At 69.5% G+C, this 19,626-nt stretch carries 15 protein-coding genes; 2 read left to right on the top strand and 13 right to left on the bottom strand.

Annotated elements, in window-relative coordinates:
• Positions 1–860: 860 nt before the first annotated feature.
• The 11 genes from O7599_RS27785 to O7599_RS27735 all read right to left on the bottom strand — a co-directional run bounded on the left by O7599_RS27785 (position 861) and on the right by O7599_RS27735 (position 12,944).
• The gene (locus tag O7599_RS27785; protein ID WP_281618339.1) at positions 861–1,193 is read right to left on the bottom strand and encodes a hypothetical protein; all 333 of its coding nucleotides are present in this window, start codon (positions 1,191–1,193) and stop codon (positions 861–863) included.
• A 382-nt stretch (positions 1,194–1,575) separates the two neighbouring features.
• Positions 1,576–3,324, bottom strand: coding sequence for an HK97 family phage prohead protease (locus tag O7599_RS27780; RefSeq protein WP_281618338.1), 1,749 nt, complete (start codon positions 3,322–3,324; stop codon positions 1,576–1,578).
• Positions 3,314–4,501, bottom strand: coding sequence for a phage portal protein (locus O7599_RS27775; RefSeq protein ID WP_281618337.1), 1,188 nt, complete (start codon positions 4,499–4,501; stop codon positions 3,314–3,316). Before O7599_RS27775 ends, O7599_RS27780 begins: the two co-directional genes overlap by 11 nt.
• 48 nt (positions 4,502–4,549) lie before the next feature.
• Positions 4,550–5,905 carry a phage terminase large subunit family protein gene (locus tag O7599_RS27770; RefSeq protein ID WP_281618336.1) on the bottom strand — a complete coding sequence of 452 codons (1,356 nt, stop codon included), beginning with the start codon at positions 5,903–5,905 and terminating at the stop codon, positions 4,550–4,552.
• Positions 5,906–6,770: 865 nt separating this feature from the next.
• The gene (locus O7599_RS27765; protein WP_281618335.1) at positions 6,771–7,022 is read right to left on the bottom strand and encodes a hypothetical protein; all 252 of its coding nucleotides are present in this window, start codon (positions 7,020–7,022) and stop codon (positions 6,771–6,773) included.
• Positions 7,023–7,284: 262 nt separating this feature from the next.
• Positions 7,285–7,557 (bottom strand): hypothetical protein, encoded by a 273-nt coding sequence (locus O7599_RS27760; protein ID WP_281618334.1) that lies wholly within the window; start codon positions 7,555–7,557, stop codon positions 7,285–7,287.
• 182 nt (positions 7,558–7,739) lie between these two features.
• Complete coding sequence (locus tag O7599_RS27755) at positions 7,740–7,904, bottom strand: hypothetical protein (protein WP_281618333.1); 165 nt, start codon at positions 7,902–7,904, stop codon at positions 7,740–7,742.
• Between the two features lie 615 nt (positions 7,905–8,519).
• Positions 8,520–9,725, bottom strand: coding sequence for a site-specific integrase (locus O7599_RS27750; RefSeq protein ID WP_281618332.1), 1,206 nt, complete (start codon positions 9,723–9,725; stop codon positions 8,520–8,522).
• A 638-nt stretch (positions 9,726–10,363) separates the two neighbouring features.
• On the bottom strand, positions 10,364–10,777 hold the full coding sequence (ndk, locus tag O7599_RS27745) for a nucleoside-diphosphate kinase (protein ID WP_281618331.1): 414 nt from the start codon (positions 10,775–10,777) through the stop codon (positions 10,364–10,366).
• A 91-nt stretch (positions 10,778–10,868) separates the two neighbouring features.
• Entirely contained in the window at positions 10,869–11,228 is a 360-nt protein-coding gene (locus O7599_RS27740; protein WP_281618330.1) for a DUF4233 domain-containing protein, read from the bottom strand.
• A gap of 123 nt (positions 11,229–11,351) precedes the next feature.
• Entirely contained in the window at positions 11,352–12,944 is a 1,593-nt protein-coding gene (locus O7599_RS27735; protein WP_281618329.1) for a folylpolyglutamate synthase/dihydrofolate synthase family protein, read from the bottom strand.
• 198 nt (positions 12,945–13,142) lie between these two features.
• On the opposite strand from O7599_RS27735, the gene O7599_RS27730 reads away from it, so the two are divergent.
• On the top strand, positions 13,143–14,123 hold the full coding sequence (locus O7599_RS27730) for a hydroxyacid dehydrogenase (RefSeq protein WP_281623544.1): 981 nt from the start codon (positions 13,143–13,145) through the stop codon (positions 14,121–14,123).
• A gap of 48 nt (positions 14,124–14,171) precedes the next feature.
• Here the strand turns inward: O7599_RS27730 and O7599_RS27725 are convergent, their stop codons facing one another.
• Complete coding sequence (locus O7599_RS27725; RefSeq protein WP_281618328.1) at positions 14,172–16,799, bottom strand: valine--tRNA ligase; 2,628 nt, start codon at positions 16,797–16,799, stop codon at positions 14,172–14,174.
• A gap of 162 nt (positions 16,800–16,961) precedes the next feature.
• Here O7599_RS27725 and O7599_RS27720 point away from each other — a divergent pair, with 162 nt between their 5' ends.
• Positions 16,962–18,059 (top strand): hypothetical protein, encoded by a 1,098-nt coding sequence (locus O7599_RS27720; RefSeq protein WP_281618327.1) that lies wholly within the window; start codon positions 16,962–16,964, stop codon positions 18,057–18,059.
• 112 nt (positions 18,060–18,171) lie between these two features.
• Here O7599_RS27720 and clpX read toward each other — a convergent pair whose 3' ends face one another.
• Positions 18,172–19,464: an ATP-dependent Clp protease ATP-binding subunit ClpX gene (gene clpX, locus O7599_RS27715; protein ID WP_281618326.1), complete on the bottom strand. Its 1,293-nt coding sequence runs from the start codon at positions 19,462–19,464 to the stop codon at positions 18,172–18,174.
• Positions 19,465–19,626 lie beyond the last annotated feature (162 nt).

Genomic DNA, 19,626 nt, shown 5'->3' with positions numbered 1-19,626 from the left:
AGTCGGTTCGCTTCGTTGTGCCGCGTCAATCACCCATGGGTGGGCGGGAATTCGGCGGGCGGGCCACCCGTAGTGAATGGGTCCTGCATACGGGACGCTCGCGCGGCCGAACCGAACGATGCTGGCCGTCTTGGTGCCCGACGCGCGGCCTGTAGTGGCGAGTCGTCCGGTACGCCGCGGGGTGCCCGGCATGGCTGCCTGGGTGACGTAGCGGGCCACCCACCGATGCTCCGCTCTCAGGTCCTCCAGGCCGCCGTCAACGGCCCGTAGGCGGCGCCGCAGCTCCCGTCCGCCCCGTACCGCCACAACGGTCTGTCCACGCGCCATAGCGGGCCGCCTAGCCGACCGTGGCGCGAGGCTTGCCCGCGGCCTTTCCGGGCCTCGTGTCGGGCGTCTCGGCGGACGGGACCACGGGAGTGGGCGGGGGCGGGTCCGTGGTGACTGGCTTGGCCACCATGGGCCACTCCACCTCCTGTGTGGGGTATTCACCCCCGACATCGCCACCGATCGGAATGGACACCACACGCACCTGCCCCGAGAAAATCTTGCTCGTGGGGCCGGGCTGCCACCGGTAGAAAGCGGTCTGACCGTCATTCTCCAGGGCCCACAGGACAAGCGATGTGGTGGCGGTATCCGCTGCCTCCCAATTCATGAGGGAGGTCAGATTCATGGTCCAACTTGTCGGGCCAGGCTCACCGGTCAGGAGATCACCGCAGAGTGGCTCGACTGGATCGGGGGTATCCCCTGCTTCCGGGGTGAGCACGACAGCGGTGGGGGCGCAGCTATACGCCGTGTAGGTTGTGCCGTCCAGGGAGAGTTCGAAGATTCCCCGCCTATGCAGGCTCGCAGCCATGACTCATTCACTCCATCCAGTTCGTTGTCAGTCGGTATCCCTGATTCGGGTCAGTGCCGGATGCGGGGCCGATTTCGACGGGCACCGGTTCGGCGAGGGTGATGGGCAGTACGTCGAGCACTTCCGCGAGTAGTTCCGCTAGAACATGCAGCTCTGCGCCGGCTCCGGCCAGACCGATTACCAGTACCTCGAATTGGTACCGGAATCCACCGCAGAGGGTGTGCGGGTCTTGAATGGTCGGCGGGTTGATGAGCACGCATGGCGCGGTTACGTTCCGCGGATCGGTTACGATACGCCGCTCTGGCAGTTCCAGGCGGAGTGCTGCCGCGATTTCTTCCATGGCGTCTGTGATGAGACGAGTCATTATCCACCCACTCTCGGCGGCTCCCACGTCCCGATTCTCAGGAGCCTTTCAATGTCCGGGTCCCACCTGCTGACGTATTGCGCTCCGAGTTCCGAGAAGGTGGCCACGCCGGTGGGAGAATTGCGGCGCGCGTACAGCCGTGCTCCCAGCATGATCCCTGCGAGTAGTACGTCAGCGGGCCATTCCGCCCCGGGCGGAAGGCCGTCGAGCGCATGCGCGAAATCCGGCAGGAGCGCGTTTACCGCTGCAACGGAAGCGTCAAGGTGCCGTCCGTCGACGCTTTCGGGAGCGGGCGGCGTCATTCCCATGTGCGCCGCTACCGCCTCCCGTGTGACCGACGTAGCCATTTCCCGCCCGCCTACTTCGCGGCGCGTGCGGGAGCGGGGGCCGGGACCGTTACCCGCACGAGCGATGCCGGGTACGGGAAGTACGTGGCGACGTATCCCATGTACGCGAGATCCCTGCCGAGGACATCGGGCCTTTCCGCCTGAAGGAAACGGCGGCCATTCTCGTAGCTCTCGGTCAGTTCCGCATCACCGACGATCATCGTGGCGTCGGGCAGATTCTTGGAAATCACCCAGCGGAAGGGCGAATTCGTGATCCCGGTTTCCGGGTCGGACACGTCGAGTTGCCCCGACGCATTCGACGGAGACAGGTAGGGCAGCAGCGGGCGGCCCGTGGTGTCAGTCAGTCCGGCGAGTCTGACCCACACGTCCGTGCTGATCCAGACGGTATTGGGAATGGCGTCCGCACCGGTCGGAATGGACTCGTAGACCAGACCCGCGGCGGTAGCCAGCGCGGTATTCAGACCGGCCGGAGTGCCGTCCCACGCAACGGGCCCGCCGGTAGCCGCCGCGTTCAGGTTCGTTGCTGCCAGCAGGTCAGTGCGCGCCATGTAGACGGCTACGAAGTTCCGCACCACTTCGTTCAGGAATGCCGGGGAAGTCCAGTCGATCACCTGGTAGGCGATATCGAGCGCACCCGCCAGCGTCGTCTTCTGCACATCTTCGAGTGTGACCGTCATCTTCTGCGACGCCACTTCGGTCTTCTGTGCCGTCTGCGGATTGACCGCGGTGTTCTGCGTCAGCTTCGGGCGGGAGAACTTCTCTCCCACCATGGGCATGTCCTTCATCGACAGCGAATCCCACAGCCGCCGCCTGCCGGTCGGGCGGCCCAGTAGTTCGCCAATGATGCTCGTGGGCAGGAGTCCCGGAACATCGGTGGTGATCTCGTCGGCCAGAGCTGCGCGAATGGCGGAGAATTCGCCGCTGTCACCCTCGGGGCCGACCGCGCGGGCCCATGCCGCGAGGTAGTCACCCGCGGTGATGTACCGGCCGTCCGGGGTCCACACCCCCGGGTACTGACTGCGGGCCCGGTCCCGGGCCTGTACTGCGATGACACGGCCGTCCGCGGTGCGGAGCACGGGCGGCCCGGCCCGGCCGCCGCTGGCGGCCCTGGCGGTTGTCTGCGCTCCCTCCAGCACGTCCACGGCCGGGGGCGGGGCCTGTGTCGCCAGGGCCGTGCTCACGGCGTGCGTGACGGCGGTTTCCAGGTCTGCGCGGGTAAGCGTCTCGGGGGCGGTGTCCGGCGCGGCCGGAGTCTCTACGGGCATTGCATTCTCCCTTGTCTGTGTGATTTCTCCGATGCGCGCGGTGGAGTCCGCGGGCCACCCGACTACCGAGACCTCGAAGAGTTCGGCCGCGGTGACCTCGAAAACTTCTTCCTCTTGCTCGATGACTTCCCGGCCGTCGAGGACGCGGTATCCCACCGACAGGCCGTCTACGTGCCCCTCGGATACGAGCGTGAGCACGTCCGTGGCGGCGGCGGTGGTCGCTACCCGGAAGACTCCCCGGACCCGTCCGCCGTCGTCGTCCAGTTCGGCGAGTGAGCCGATAATGGCGCGGTCGTCATGCGAGTCGAGCAGCTTCACGGCGGACAGTTCCGCGGGGATTCTCAGCGCGCCCGGGGAGAGCCTTACGGCGTACCAGGGGCCGTGCGGGTGGACGCGCATTCCGTACGTCGCCAGTGTCCCGGAGATAGTCCGGCCCTCATGCGTTCCGCCGGCGGTGACGGCGGAGTTTTGTACCGTGATGACTTCAGGCCGCATTGGCGGAGTCCTCCTCGGTGGGCAGTGGCGGCTTCCCTTGCTCCTGGCGCTGTTCCTCGGCGGTGGACTGGCCGGAGCGGATCAGGATTTCGCCGACTTCCGCGCGGTCCCTCGGCTCACTGCGCAGGAAGACATCAGCGTCGAATGCGACCCGCTGTCCCCGCGGCGTGCCGTTCAGGTCGGGCATGGATAGCCGCTGCGCGATGGGGGCCATGTAGCACTGAAGAGACAGGTCGTACAGGTCCCGGTGTTCCGTGGCGATGGTGCTATACGTCATCGAATCCGCGCTCTTGGCGTTCGCGTAGCGGGCCGGAAGGTTGAGCAGTCGCGCAATCTGTGCGCTGGCTTCCTCCCGGCCCTGCACAAGCTGAAGTTGGTCAGGCTGCATGAAGACCGACACCCAGTCGACGGACCCGTTTGCGAATGCGGAGGATCCGCGTGCGCGTGCGGCCCGCCATTCGGCCATGAACGTGGTGATCTCGTCCCGCTTCATGGGGTACTCACCGGAGTTTTTCCAGTAGCCGGACGGAACCTCGGGATCCGCATACATGCGGGCCGCCATCTCTAGCCGCAGCGCGGTCAGGATCTCGACAATCCCAAGCCGCAGAATCCCGAGGTCCGGGCCGTCGAAGCGGATAAGGTCCCGCTGCGGCACTTGGCGACCCTGGTAGGCGACGTATTGCCGGGTCACCTCCCCCGTGGCGTATTCGGTCTCGACGGTCACTAGCTCTGGTTCGAGGCGTCGCACATTCAGGGGGTATCCGGCCGCATCGCGGTGGACCACCATCCACCACGCATGCGGGTGCATGATCAGGTCTTCCACGGTGAGAGTGAGCGTCGTCACGTACGCGCGCGAGGGTTCGGGTTGCTGGAGATAGGGGCCGGGATCCATCGGGTCCATTCCGCGCCAGCGGGTGAGGGGCATTTGCGCAATGGCCGTGGTGATGACCCGCACGCCGCGGCGCACCGCGGGCACGGCCAGGGCGATTTCCCGGGTAAGGCACCCGCCCATCGCCTGAAAGGCGAGCGGATTCGACATCCCCGCTTCCATCTGCGAGACGAGTGCGGGGGCGATGTTCCCTGCCGGTGGCGCGACCGGGCGCCCGATGTCGACATCTTCGGCCGCTGCGATAGCGCTCGTACGGCGCCGCAGCCGGAGAATGTCGGAAAGGCCCATAGCGGCAATATACGACCATGCGCATTCCGCGGCCGGTAATGGCACGTCTCACGCCGCGGTGACCAGCTCCGCGGGGAATGCGGCGGGAGGGTGTGAGAGGCCATAGAGCGCCAGCATGGCGGCCAACAGCGGCGCGGGTGTCGTGCCGTCCTCGGCGACCAATCGGGAGAACACGGATGTCTCCCGCAGGAGGCGTGTCGTAGCCGCCCGCACGGCCGCGTCCAGCCGCTTATGGGTCCGGTGCGCATAGGCACCGGACACAAGTCCGTCGAGGAATTCGGTATGTGCGTCTACCAGGGTGCCGGCGGTGACGTCGACCATGGGCAGCCGCATATCACGCTGCTCTGACAATCTGCGGTACACGGTGCCCGCCGGTGACCCCGGGTCCACCACCACCGCGGCCGGATTCCAGCGCTCTGCCAGTTCCAGAATCCGCGGCGCCACCCACGCGATTCCATCCCGGAAATCAACAATCTCCGCGGCCAGGCCCTGCCCGTCACTGCGTTGTCCGGCCACCGCGATGACCGACGATTTCCGGTCCGCCGATACCTCGGCGGCGAACGACAGCGGCCCCGACATATCCAGCGGGACCGCTGTCCGGGCCCCGTCCCACAGTGCGGGTGCCAGTGCCCAGGATTCCGTCTGCGTCCAGAAGTTCCCGTAAGCCCGCGCGAACTCCGCCGGAGACAGCAGCTCAGCCGCCGTTTCCAGGGCATCCCGACCGATGGTGTGCCCGAGTGCCGGGTGATGTGCGGCGTATACGTCCAGGTCCGTCAGGTCCTCGGTGTCCGCGGGAATGCCCCACTCGAAGAACGCCATACGCCCGGTGCCGCCGCCCGGGGTCGACAGTCGCTCGCGTGCGTCGCGCACGTAGTCCCACAACCACGTGCTAGCGGCTGTCCCGGCCGTGCTCACCACCCATGTCTGGGCATCGGGCCGCGTCGCCTGTGTCGGGACCACCGCTTGCAGAATGGCGCGCCCTTGCTCCCGCGAGAAGGCGAATGCCTCATCGCAGAGGACCCGGTCACTCTGCTTTCCGTGCAAAGCCCGTTCGTCACCCGCGTGAAAGGGGCGCAGCGTCGAGCCGAGTAGCGGCACCGACAGCATTTCCTGCCCGTTCGCATTGCGCCGACGCGTGATCTCGGCCAGCGGGGAAGTTTCGATCAGGCTGGACAGCTCGCCCCACGTGTCGCGCGCATCCTCGCGTTTCTGTGCGGTGAGCCAGCAGCGGGCCCGCGACCTGGTGAGCATCGCGTGCGCGAAGATGCTCGCCAGCAGCGTTGTCTTCCCCGACTGCCGCGGGACCGTCACCACAATCAGGGAATACCTCAGTCGGCCATCGGGGCCGACTTCCAGGGCGGTATTCACCACCTGCCGCTGCCACGGCATATACGGCGTGCCCATGGAAGCGGCCAGGGTCCCGACAGCGGGCCCGTACGTGGGGGCCCGCGGATCCCGGGGTGTGGCGAAGGCGGGAGGGATCCCGCGCCTATTCGTCATCACCCGGAACGGTCGGTGTGGCGATGTCTGCGAGAAGCTGCGCCAGCGCATCCGAGTGCGTCTGCCGCGGAATGAGCATCAGCGTCTCCAGCACATCGAGGAGGCGGGGGGAGAGTTGCGCCAGGGCGTACGGCTGGTCCGCGGCGATATCGACACCCGCAGCGAGGGTGCGTGCCAGGGATTCCAGACCGGCTAGCCGAGGGTCTGCCGCCGCCCCGTCCCGGGCGGCACGGATGGCGCGCGTGACCCCGGTCTCGACCCGGCCCGCCCCTCGGCCCCCCGTGCGGCTCTCAGCGGCCGTGTGCGGCCCGCTGGGGCCCCGCGGGGCCCGTGACCCTCTGGCAGCCATGCACGGCCCCTCTCAGCGTCTCCTGCCGCCCACCGGGCGGCCCCCCACCCCCCAGCCGGGGAGGGAGGACAGGGGGCGCGGGGTGTCCGCGGCCCCCCGGTGATCAAAAACGCGGGCCGTCGAGGCGCGCGACGCGCCTACGCGGGTCCGCTGCGCGCGCGGCTGACGCGCCGTGACGGCGGCCCGCGGGCCCACCGGCCCGCCCGGCCCTCGGCCCCCCACCGGGGCCCCTACGCGGCGCAGCGGGCGGGAGCGGGCGGGGCCCGCGCCGTGCAGCTCGACCGCGCGGGCCCGGCCGGGCCGGGCCGGGCGTGCGCCTGGTCGACGTGCCCGGCCCGGTCCTCGGCCGTCCCCTCCTCCCCCGCCCGGTCTCGTCAGCGCGCGCCACTCCCCCCGTGTTTTCGCATCCACCCCCCGGCATCACGAATCACCCTCGAATTCGCGGGACCGACTCTGCGCCCCGAGTTCCATGGCGTGTCTGTGCCGCAGGTTCTCCAGGTGGATTTCGTGCGCGTGCTGTCTGCGCTGCCGCTCGGTTTCCGCTTCCTGCCGGATCCGCTCGATTCTCACCAGCACGTACGACCCTCCTCCAGTCGCGAATGCGGCCAGCGCTCCGGATAGGGCAGCAGCCGAGTCGGCATCCATCGCGCGGACCGTGCGGGTTTCTGTCACGGCCCGATTATCACCCGCGCCGCTCACCAATCCGCGGAGGGCGCCGCCACCGGCATTCCGTCGCCGCGTGCGAGATTGCACGGGCCGCACGCGCCGCACAGATTTTCCCGCCGGTCGTCCCCGCCGCGGGCCCGCGGAATGATGTGATCGACATGGGTGGAAGCGGCATTGCCACACCACCGGCATACCGGTTCCTCGGACAGCACGGCGGCCCGGATTCTCCGCCACGCTCGTGACGATCCTCCGGGCCGCAGTGCGCTACTCACGCCGCCGCCGCATCCTCCGCCGACTCCGGCAAGTGCTGCACGGGGAAATCCAGCTCCTGCTGGATCTGGTACTTGTCCGCGGGCGGGATCGCGAGCGCCAGGAGGCGGCCGGTTCGCACGATCACCAGAGGGCGGGTCTCCCCCCACTCGTCGACTGCCCACCCGATAAGCGGTTCCCACTGCTCCCACACGCTCTCTCGGCTGAGCTGCCGAATGCGCCACCCTGCCCCGGGCTTCACGGCCACGAATGCAGTCAAGTCGAGTTCCATGTCACTCCTCGTTCTCCGGCCGGTCGCTCTCCGCCGGCTCGACGGTCACCCATTTCTGATGCTTTGCAGCCTCGGCGCTGTACGTGTAGACGCAGGACATCTTGTGGTACGCGCCGCGGATCCTGTTGCAGCATGCGCACCGCTGAATTCCGCGCGGTTTCTGCGTGCCTGCCATAGTTCCCCTATTCGGTGTGCCGAGGGCCGGGCACTGCGCCCGTGGCGTCCTCGGGCCAGCGCAGCGATTCGAGCCACCGCGCGGCGAAGATGGCGACGTATCCGATAGCGGCGACAGCGGCCAGCGCCACGAGCCAGACGGCCAGGGCCACCAGGAGGAGAACCGCGTTCACCTGTCGGCCCTCTGCGGTGCGGGCCGTGCTCTCACGACTTTGATCAACTTCCGGTCGCAGTCCCGGCAGATCCAGATTTCTGTTCGGGCGTTGGCTGCCGCGTGGAACTGCTTTCGACGGTGCGGGCATGCGGATTTTCTTTGTGCCATGGCATTTCCTTTCGATTCGCTCGCTTCGAGTATGCGGGGACACCCGCGCCTATCCCGGGATTCAGACATGCGATGGTCACACACGTGTTCCATGCGATGTACTGACTATCAGCGCGGGATATCACGGTGAGTGAGTGGCGAGGGGTGGCGCCGATTGCATAGCGCCACGGCATATGACTCAGTGCTTCATTTGGTTGCCACTTGCAGCTATGGGCGCGTAAAAGGGATGCCCGGCATCGCTGCGGGCCCCCGAGGGTTCGCGGGTGCCGCGTCTCCGGCTGCCCCGGGGGCGCAAAGCACGGCCCCCCGACGATAAGCGCGCCGGGGGGCCGTGTCGGATCGGTGCTCCCTGTCGCACCGATGCCTCGCGCCAGGGACTATGCCACAGTCCGAGACTTAGACCGGGAAAGGTTGCTCCCTGCCGGGTCTCAGTACACCAGTGGAGTACCCCTGTCGCTCGACAGCCCTAGGCGGCGTCCGTGGCTTTGGCTATCGGCTTACCGGCCGTTACCTCACCGGGCCGCCAATCGGCACCGCGGGCGGGTTGTGCGGGCACCTTGGGCGGCGTAGCCGTCCAATCCGACCCGAGCGAGAATGCCGCTGCATGCGCGGGGTCGTCCTCCTCTATGACGACGTACCTCTGCGTGGTCCCGATGTCCTTGTGCCGCATGTACTCCTTGACGGCCACCAGGTTGTTTCCGCTCTCGCGGTACAGCGACGTTCCGAACCGGGCCCGGAGCATGTGACTGCGCAGTCCCGTTACGCCATGCCTTATGGCGAACGCCACGAGCCATTCAGCAGCCTTCCTCGGCGTCCAGTCCGAGAGACATACCTTTTCCTTTCGGCGATAGTTCTCGGTGAGGTCTGCCACGACCTGAGCAGAGGCGCGCAGATACACGGACGGAAGACGCCGGCCCGACTTGTGCTTGCGGAGTTCCAGATAGGCGGTGCCGTCACGCCAGACGAGACTTTCCCGCCCGATGTGCAGCATTTCGTGGATGCGGAGTCCGTTGGTGGAGCCGAGCAGCAGCATCGTGCGTGCCCGCTTTCCCGTTTCTGCGACCGCGCGCGAGCTGTCTTGTGCGTCGAGTTGCGCGCAGTCGAGCAGAAACTTCAGGGTCTCCTTGGGGATGGGCGGCGTGTGCGCCTCATCCCTCCCGGTCAGGTTGATTTCTGCGCGCACGTCCCGGGTGATGTCCGGCAGGTGCATGACCCGGAGGAATGCGCGCATGGCGGCCAGCTTGGCACTAACCGAGTTGGCGCGCAGAGGGCGGCCCCTAGAGCGCTGGTTCTTGTCGTCACGGTCTTGGATGTGGTCGTACAGGTCGTCCTCGGTGAGGTCCCGCGCGAGCTTTCCCGCCTCCCGCGCGATCATCGCGACCTGATGTGCGTAGCGGTCCGCTGTCGTCTCGGATTTCGACGTGCACAGCCGCCGGTGGAAGCGGGCGACATCTTCGTCGGCGTATTCCGTGATCCGCTTCGGGCTGCCGTCCCGGAAGATGCACGCCCCGTTGTCGAGCCAGCGTGCGAATGCCTTCCGGCTGTCCTCGTACACCTTGCAGGTCTTCGCGGATACGGCGCGGCCCCGGAAGTGCAAATGCACGGCATTCTCGGGGAGTTCGGTGGGTTCGACGTCGAGTCGGCGGACCATGGCCATGATGTGTCCGGCCATGGTCTGAGCAGATTTCTGGGTGCAGTTCCCTTGCTGGTGCAGCGCGTCACGCCATGCGAGCACGGCAGGGTGAACTGTTGGGGTGCGAGGCATCGGTGTGTCAGGTCCCTTTCCGTCCGTACGCGGGGCCCGACTTGGGCCACGCGGCGATGCGTGGCGCACATACAACTCTGACAAGCGTCAGAAGAAAGGGAACACGCCGACAAATGAAAGGATGATCACCCGGCCAGCAGAATGATCCCACATGGCGAAAAACTCATACTGTTACTCACCATCTGCGAATCCTTGCTGGTCACAACCACCATTCACCCTCGGCGCGCACGGTCCGCCATGGCCAACAGGCCAGGATCCGGCGACAAGTGAGGTACCGCATGGCGAAAAAGACATGTTGTTCGCCATGGGGTACGTCTGGCCTTCCGAGGTGGTGGCGGACGGGGGTCGGCAGCCGGGCGGCGCGCGCTACGGCCCGTGGGGGACATCGTAGTCTCGCGAGGTCGTGGAGGGAGCGAGGGTGTCGCAGTCAATACGGCACCGTGTCGGTAGCCCCATTCCCTCTTTTCGCTTGCACATGCCAAGAGGCGACCGAATGATCCGGTCGCCTCGTCGGGCGTCGGGCCCGCTGCCGACCTGCGCGGACGTCAGGCCAGGTCGGGGAAGAACAGCTTCAGCTCGCGCGCGGCGGATTCCTCGGAGTCGGAGGCGTGCACGAGGTTCTCGCGGACGATGGTGCCGAAGTCGCCGCGGATGCTGCCGGGCGCGGCGGCGATCGGGTCGGTCGGCCCGGACAGGGTACGGACTCCCTCGATGACCCGCTCGCCCTCGACCACGAGCGCGACGACCGGTCCCGAGGCCATGAACTCCACCAACGGCTCGTAGAACGGCCGGCCCACGTGCTCGGCGTAGTGCTGCTCCAGGATCGAGCGGTCGAGGGTGCGCAGCTCGAGCGCGGCGATCGACCAGCCGGCCTTCCGCTCGATCCGGCCGATGATCTCGCCGACCAGCCCGCGGCGTACCGCGTCGGGCTTGAGGAGGACGAGCGTGCGCTGGCTCATGTACGGCTCCTGGCAGTGCGTTGCTGGTTTCGGGGGAATCCGACCCTACCGGGCTGCTCGCGGGCGCCCGCACGCATCCCCGCCGACGCGGCTACGCCGGGGCGCCGTCGGTCTCCTCCGCGGCGGCGCGGGCCCGCGCCGCCTTGGCCTGGTCGACGATCCGGCCGTAGTACACCGACGCCCACCACAGGGCGGCGAAGACCGCGCCCAGGAAGAACATCGCCGGCACCACGAAGCCGGAGGCGATCAGCGCGATCTGCAGGCCCCAGCCGACCTGCACGGCGCCGGGGCGGCCGAGCATGCCGCAGACCAGCAGGCACAGCAGCATGGCGGCGCCGCTGACCGCCCAGATCGTTCCGTTCGACAGGTCGGACTGCTGCATCGCGACGAGACCCGTCAGGCCGATGACGAGGATCTCGCCGATCAGCGTGCTCGCACAGAGCGTGCGCATCGCTCGCCCCTTCTCGTTCGGCGGTGAGGACGGACCCGGCACACGGGCAACGGTGCACCCGTCCGTCTCCCGCCAGGGTAGTGGGCGCACCCGAGGTATGTGTCGCCCGCCCCGCCCTCCGGGCTATGTGCTGCCGAGCAGCAGCCGGGCTTCTCCTGCGGTGATCACGGAGCCGGTGACCAGCACGCCCGCGCCCGCGTACTCGTCCTCCTCCTCCGCCAGGGTGATCGCCGCCTCCAGGGCGTCGTCGAGGCGCGGCTCGACCTGCACGCGCTCGCTGCCGAAGACCTCGACGGCGAGGGCGGCCAGCTCGTCCGGGTCCATGGCGCGGGTGGTCGAGTTCCGGGTGACGACGACCTCGGTGAAGATCGGCTCGAACGCCTCCAGCACGCCCCGCACGTCCTTGTCCCTGCTGGTGCCGACGACGCCGACGAGCCGGCTGAAGCCGAACGCCTCCTGCACGCCCGCGGCGGTGGCCTGCGCGCCTGCCGGGTTGTGGGCGGCGTCGAGGACGACGGTGGGCGAGGTCCGTACGACCTCCAGGCGGCCCGGCGAGGTGACGCCGGCGAAGGCGCGCCGGACGGTGTCGAGGTCGAGGCTGCGGGCGTGCTCCGAGCCGACGCCGAAGAACGCCTCGACGGCGGCGAGCGCGACCGCGGCGTTGTGCGCCATGTGCTCGCCGTGCAGCGGCAGGAAGACCTCGGGGTACTCGCCGCCGAGGCCGCGCAGCGTCAGCAACTGCCCGCCGACGGCGACCTCCCGGCTCAGCACGCCGAACTCCATGCCCTCGCGCGCCACCGTCGCGTCCACCTCTACGGCCCGCTTCAGCAGGACCTGCGCGGCGTCGACGGGCTGCTGGGCCATGATCACGACGGTGCCGGGGCCGCCGCCCGGGGACGTCGCGGTCTTCTTCACGATCCCCGCCTTGTCCGCGGCGATGGCGCCGGGGGTGTCCCCGAGCAGCCTGCTGTGGTCGACGGCGATGGGGGTGACGACGGCGACGGCGGCGTCGATGACGTTCGTGCTGTCCCAGGTGCCGCCGAGGCCGACCTCGACGACCGCGACGTCCACCGGGGCCTCGGCGAACGCGGCGAAGGCCATCGCGGTGAGCATCTCGAAGAACGACAGCGGGTGCTCCTGCCGGGCGTCGACCATCTCCGCGTACGGCTTCAGCTCGCGGTACGTCTCCACGAACCGCTCGGCGTCGATCGGCGCCCCGTCCAGGCCGATCCGCTCCGTGATCGACTGCAGGTGCGGGCTGGTGAAGCGCCCCGTCCGCAGGTCGCACGCCACCAGCAGCGCCTCGATCATCCGGGCCGTGGAGGACTTGCCGTTCGTGCCGGTCAGGTGGATCGACGGGTACGCCCGCTGCGGCTCGCCGAGGATGTCGAGCAGCGCGCGGATGCGCTCCAGCGACGGGTCGATGCGCGTCTCCGGCCAGCGCGCCAGCAGCTCGGCCTCGGCCTCGCGCAGGGCGCGCGCCACCTCGGGGTCGGCCGGGGGCGCCGGCACGCCGTCGCCGGCGGGCGGGCCCGCCTGGGTGCGCAGCGTGCGACTGCCGGCCTCGATGACCGCCAGGTCGGGGTCGCGGTCGGTCTCGGTGTCGACGATCTCGTCGAAGGCTGCGTCGTCGGGGCTGTCGGGGCTGTCCGGGGTGTCCCGGCCGCCGGGAGTCTCATCCGGGTCGGGACCTGCGGGTTCATCGCGGGCGCTCACGGTGCCAGTCTAGGGTCCGGCTACGACACTCCCCGCTCCGGCGGGGGGCCGGCGGATGTACGACAAGCAGCGTCGGATCGCAGGTTCGACACAGGAGGCGACCGCGTGTCCCCGAACGACTCCCCGAACGATCCCCCGGGCGACTCCCCGGGCAGCCCTCCGGGCGGCGCGGCGCGCCGCCCGCGCGCCCTGTTCGCGATGGCCCCCGACACCCTGCCGCTGCTCTTCGACGCGGCGACCCGGGACCGGCTCGCCGAGGTCGCGGACTTCGAACCCGGCCTGGTCGCCGCGGACTTCGCCGAGCCGCGGGCGGCGGCCGCGCTGGCGCGCGCCGAGGTGCTCGTGACGTGCTGGGGCTGCCCGCCGCTGGACGAGGCGGTGCTCGCCGGGGCCCCGCTGCTGCGGGCCGTCGTGCACGCCGCGGGGTCCGTCAAGCACCACCTCACCGAGGCGGTGTGGCGGCGCGGGATCGCGGTCTCCTCCTCGGCGTGGGCGAACGCGCTGCCGGTGGCGGAGTACACCGTCGCGGCGGTGCTGTTCGCCAACAAGCGGGTGCTTCAGGTGCGGGAGGAGTACCGGCGGCGGCGCGGCCCGTACGACTGGTACGGAGACCATCCGGGCGCCGGCAACTACCGGCGCACCGTCGGCGTCGTCGGCGCCTCCCAGATCGGGCGGCGGGTGCTGGAGCTGCTGCGCCCGTACGACCTGTCGGCGCTGGTGTACGACCCGTACGCGGACGAGGGCGAACTGCGCGCGCTCGGCGCCACGCCCGCACCACTCGACGAGCTGTGCGCCACCGCCGACGTCGTCACCGTGCACGCGCCGGCGCTGCCGGAGACCCGGCACCTGATCAGCCGCGCGCTGCTCGCGTCGATGCGGGACGGGGCGACGCTCGTCAACACCGCGCGGGGCTCGCTGGTGGACCAGGAGGCGCTGACGGAGGAGCTGGTCGCGGGGCGGCTGCACGCCGTCCTGGACGTCACCGAGCCGGAGATCCTGCCGGCCGGCTCGCCGCTGTACGAGCTGCCGAACGTGCTGCTGACGCCGCACGTCGCGGGGTCCCTGGCGGGCGAGCTGCCGCGGCTGGGCCGGGCGGCGGCCGGTGAACTGGCCCGCTACGCGGCCGGGTTGCCCTTCGCGCACCCGGTCCGGCCGGAGTCCCTGGGCCACAGCGCGTAGCCCGGCGTACGGGCCCGGGGCGGTCGTCCCGGGCCCGTACGGTACGCGCTACGCCTGCGGCAGGCGCTCCAACTGGGCGCCGATGCGGACGATGTCCTCCTCGGCCTTCGCCAGCCGGGTACGGATCTTCGCCACGACCGGCTCCGGCGCCTTGGCGAGAAAGCCCTCGTTGCCGAGCTTGGCCTCCGCCTGCGTCTTCTCCTTCTCGGCCGCGGCCAGGTCCTTCGTCAGCCGCTTGCGCTCGGCCGCCACGTCGATCGTCCCGGACAGGTCCAGCGCGACGGTCGCCCCGGCCACCGGCAGCGACGCCGTGGCGGTGAACTCCCGGCCGGCCGCGTCCTCGGGCTGCAGGCGCAGCAGTTGCCGCATAGCGGCGTCGTGCGCCGCCAGCCCCGCGCCGGTCAGCTCGACCCGGGCGGGCACCCGCTGGCCCGGCTGGAGGCCCTGGTCGGCGCGGAAGCGGCGGACCTCGGTGACGACCTCCTGGAGCTTCACGATCTCCGCCTCGGCCGCCGCGTCGCGGAAGCCGGCGTCGGCGGGCCAGTCGGCGATCACGAGGGACTCGCGGCCCGTCAGCGTCGTCCACAGCGCCTCGGTGACGAACGGGACCACCGGGTGCAGCAGCCGCAGCGTGACGTCGAGGACCTCGCCCAGGACGCGGCGCGAGGCGTCGGCCGCGGGGCCGCCGGCCGCGAACGTCGTCTTGGACAGCTCCACGTACCAGTCGAAGACCTCGTCCCAGGCGAAGTGGAACAGCACGTCGGAGAGCTTCGCGAACTGGAAGTCGTCGTAGAGCGCGTCGACCTCGGCGACGACGGCGCCGAGCCGCGAGAGAATCCAGCGGTCCGTCGTGGACAGCTCGGCCGCGGCGGGCAGCGGGCCCTCGACCGTGGCGCCGTTCATCAGCGCGAAGCGCGTGGCGTTCCACACCTTGTTCGCGAAGTTCCGCGAGCCCTGCACCCAGTCCTCGCCGATCGGCACGTCGGTGCCGGGGTTGGCGCCGCGGGCGAGGGTGAAGCGGACGGCGTCGGAGCCGTACTTGTCCATCCAGTCCAGCGGATCCACCGCGTTCCCGAAGGACTTCGACATCTTCTTGCCGAACTGGTCGCGGACCATGCCGTGCAGCGCGATCGTACGGAACGGGATCTCCCCGTCCATCGCGTACAGCCCGAACATCATCATCCGGGCGACCCAGAAGAAGAGGATGTCGTAGCCCGTGACCATGACCGCGTTCGGATAGAACTTCGCGAGGCTCTCGGTCTCCTCCGGCCAGCCCAGCGTGGAGAACGGCCACAGGCCGGACGAGAACCACGTGTCCAGCACGTCGGTGTCCTGCGTCCAGCCCTCGCCGCTCGGCGGCTCCTCGCCGGGGCCGACGCAGACCAGCTCGCCGTCCGGGCCGTGCCAGACGGGGATGCGGTGGCCCCACCAGAGCTGGCGGGAGATGCACCAGTCGTTGAGGTTGTCGACCCAGCCGAAGTAGCGGGACTCCATCTCCTTCGGGTGGATGGCCACCCGGCCGTCGCGCACCGCGTCGCCCGCGGCCTTCGCCAGCGGGCCGACCCTGACCCACCACTGCATGGACAGCCGCGGCTCGATCGTCGTCTTGCAGCGGGAGCAGTGGCCCACCGAGTGCACGTACGGGCGCTTCTCAGCCACGATCCGGCCGTCGGCGCGCAGCGCGGCGACGATCGCCGAGCGGGCCTCCAGCCGGTCCAGGCCCTGAAACGGGCCGTGGGCGGTGATGACCGCGTGCTCGTCCATGATCGTGAGCATCGGCAGGCCGTGGCGGCGGCCGATCTCGAAGTCGTTCGGGTCGTGCGCCGGGGTCACCTTCACGGCGCCGGAGCCGAACTCCGGGTCCACGTGCGCGTCGGCGACGACGGGGATGCGGCGGCCGGTGAGCGGCAGCACGATCTCCGTGCCGACGAGGTGGCGGTAGCGCTCGTCGTCCGGGTGGACCGCGACGGCGGTGTCGCCGAGCATCGTCTCCGCGCGGGTGGTGGCCACGACGATGGACTGCTCGCCCTCGCCGTAGCGGACGGAGACCAGCTCGCCGTCGTCCTCCTGGTACTCCACCTCGATGTCCGAGATCGCGGTGAGGCAGCGGGGGCACCAGTTGATGATGCGCTCCGCGCGGTAGATCAGCTCGTCGTCGAACAGCCGCTTGAAGATGGTCTGGACGGCGCGCGACAGGCCCTCGTCCATGGTGAAGCGGTCGCGGCTCCAGTCCACGCCGTCGCCGAGGCGGCGCATCTGGCCGGCGATCTGCCCGCCGGACTCCGCCTTCCACGTCCACACCCGCTCGACGAACGCCTCGCGGCCCAGATCGTGCCGCGACAGGCCCTCCTTGGCCAGCTCGCGCTCCACGACGTTCTGCGTGGCGATGCCGGCGTGGTCCATGCCGGGCTGCCACAGCGTCTCGTACCCCTGCATGCGCTTGCGGCGGGTGAGGGCGTCGATCAGCGTGTGCTCGAAGGCGTGGCCGAGATGGAGGCTCCCCGTGACGTTCGGCGGGGGGATGACGATCGCGTACGGCGGCTTGTCGCTCTTGGCGTCCGCCGCGAAGTAACCGCGCTCTACCCAGCCCTCGTACAGCGAGGTCTCGACCTCGCCGGGCGTGTACTGCGTGGGAAGTTCTGCTGCGCTGCTCTGCGGGTTCTCTGCGTCGGTCACGCCGGCCAGTCTAGAGGCGCGTCACACTCCGCTGCGAACCAGTTGTGGACCGCGTGCGTCCTTGTGGACAACCGCGCGGCGACTGTTCGAGACCCGAGGCAGCACGACGCGGCGCGATCCGACAGTATGGGCGGACAGCATTAACTCACGGAGGGAACCGGAATGAGTCACAACCAGCCGCCGCCACCCGGACCGTACGGGGGTGGAGGGCAGCAGCCAGGCCCGTACGGGCAGCCCGGTCCCTACGGCCAGCCCCCGCAGCCCCCGCAGCAGCCGGCGCAGTCTCCCTACGCCCAGCCGGCGCAGCCCGGCCAGCCGGGTCAGCCCGGCTACGGCTACCCGCAGCAGGGCGGCGACCAGGGCTACGGGCAGCAGCAACAGCCCGGCGCGTACGGGCAGCCCGGGGGTTACGGCCAGCAGCAGTACGGCCAGCAGCAGCAGGCGTACGGGCAGCAGCCCGGGTACGGTCAGGCTCCCCCGCCGCCGCCGGCCGGCGGCGGCAAGAACAAGACCCTGTTCGTCGTCGTCGGCGCCGTGGTCGCGGTCGCGGTGATAGCCGTGGCCGCGTTCTTCCTGATCGGCGGCGACGACGAGGACGACGGCAAGAAGGACGAGTCGAAGAACTCGCAGACCGACGGCGGCAGCGGGGACGACGGCGGCGGCGGGGACGACCCGCCCGCCAGCGACGAGAAGTACAAGCTGACGGCCCCCGAGACGGTCGCGACCGAGTACCAGAAGGACGCCGCGAGCAGTTCCGGCTCCGGGCTCTCGTCGAGCGACATCGACCAGTTGGAGACGATCGGGATCTCCGACCCGAAGGACGTCGGCGCCGGCTACAAGGCGGGCGACAGCGCCACGGCGAAGATCCTGCAGTTCCAGGGCGTCTACGGCGAGGTCTCCGACCCGGACATGGTCCTGGACGCGTTCTTCACGTACATGGCCGAGGAGGCCGCCGCCGACCCGTCCGCGGGCGGTGGCGACAGCGCCGAGCTGGTCGGCAGCCCGGAGGAGGTCCAGCCCGAGGGCCTGGAGGAGGGCGCTTCGATGAAGTGCCAGTACGTGAAGTTCTCCAGCGACGACTCCGGCGCGCCGGTCGACAGCTTCAACTTCCCGACCTGCGCCTGGGCCGACAGCAGCACCATCGGCTACGTCGCCATGACCGACCCGTCGCTGATCATCACCGGCGGCGAGACGAGCATCGACGAGGCCGCGACCACCACCGCGGACGTCCGCAACGACGTCCGGGTGCCGCTCGGCTGAGCCCGACGGCACACACGCGAAGGGGCCGCCCGGTGGGCGGCCCCTTTCCGTGTGGGTACGGCGTGCCGCGCCCGGCTCGTCCGGGACGTGGCGGCCGCTGAGCGCGTGCGGCTCAGGCGCTCTCCTGGTGCCGCTGCTCCGGCTCGGCGGTGCGGGAGCGGGGCACCAGCGTCGGGTTGACGTTGGAGTGCACCGCCTCCTCCGTGATGACCACGCGGGCGACGTCCTTGCGGGACGGCACCTCGTACATCACGGACTGCAGCACCTCCTCCATGATGGCGCGCAGCCCGCGGGCGCCGGTGCCGCGGAGGATGGCCTGGTCGGCGATGGCCTCCAGCGCCGGGCGGTCGAAGTCCAGCTCGACGCCGTCGAGTTCGAAGAGGCGCTGGTACTGCTTGACGAGCGCGTTGCGCGGCTCGACCAGGATCTTCAGCAGGGCGGCCCGGTCCAGGTTGTGCACGCTGGTGATGACCGGCAGCCGCCCGATGAACTCGGGGATCATGCCGTACTTCACCAGGTCCTCGGGCATGACCTCCTGGAACGGGTCCTCGTTCGCCAGCTCGCGCTTGGAGCGGATGGTGGCGCCGAAGCCGATGCCCTTGGCGCCCGCCCGGGACTCGATGAGCTTCTCCAGGCCGGCGAAGGCGCCGCCGACGATGAACAGCACGTTCGTCGTGTCGATCTGGATGAACTCCTGGTGCGGGTGCTTCCTGCCGCCCTGCGGCGGCACGGAGGCCGTCGTGCCCTCCAGGATCTTCAGCAGCGCCTGCTGCACGCCCTCGCCGGAGACGTCACGGGTGATCGACGGGTTCTCACTCTTCCGTGCGACCTTGTCGATCTCGTCGATGTAGATGATGCCGGTCTCGGCCTTCTTGACGTCGTAGTCGGCGGCCTGGATCAGCTTCAGCAGGATGTTCTCGACGTCCTCGCCGACATACCCCGCCTCGGTGAGGGCGGTGGCGTCGGCGATGGCGAAGGGGACGTTGAGCATCCGGGCCAGGGTCTGCGCCAGCAGCGTCTTGCCGGAGCCGGTGGGGCCGAGCAGCAGGATGTTGGACTTCGACAGCTCGATGCCGTCCTCGCGGTTCTGCGCCGCGGCGCCGTTCTCGCCCGCCTGCACCCGCTTGTAGTGGTTGTAGACGGCGACGGAGAGCGCCTTCTTGGCGGCCTCCTGGCCGACGACGTAGCCCTCCAGGAACTCGTAGATCTCGCGGGGCTTGGGCAGTTCCTCCCAGCGCACCTCGGAGCTCTCGGCCAGCTCCTCTTCGATGATCTCGTTACAGAGGTCGATGCACTCGTCGCAGATGTAGACACCGGGTCCTGCGATGAGCTTCTTGACCTGCTTCTGGCTCTTTCCGCAGAACGAGCATTTGAGCAGATCGCCGCCGTCACCGATGCGTGCCACGAGGTGCTTCCCCTTCGCCTGGGATCCGCTCTTGGGGGGCGGAACCTGGTTGCGTATCGACGGTACCTTGCCCGGAGCCCCGAGCGGTCCCCTTGGGCCCAACTCACTGGTTCGCATCCCAGGGGACCGCTCCACGGGCGGCCCTGTCCAGAGGACGAGGGC

This window comes from Streptomyces sp. WMMC500 (genome assembly GCF_027497195.1).
GTDB lineage: Bacteria > Actinomycetota > Actinomycetes > Streptomycetales > Streptomycetaceae > Streptomyces.
The sequence above is the reverse complement of the archived record's forward strand: the minus strand, read 5'-3'. Positions and strand labels throughout refer to the sequence as shown.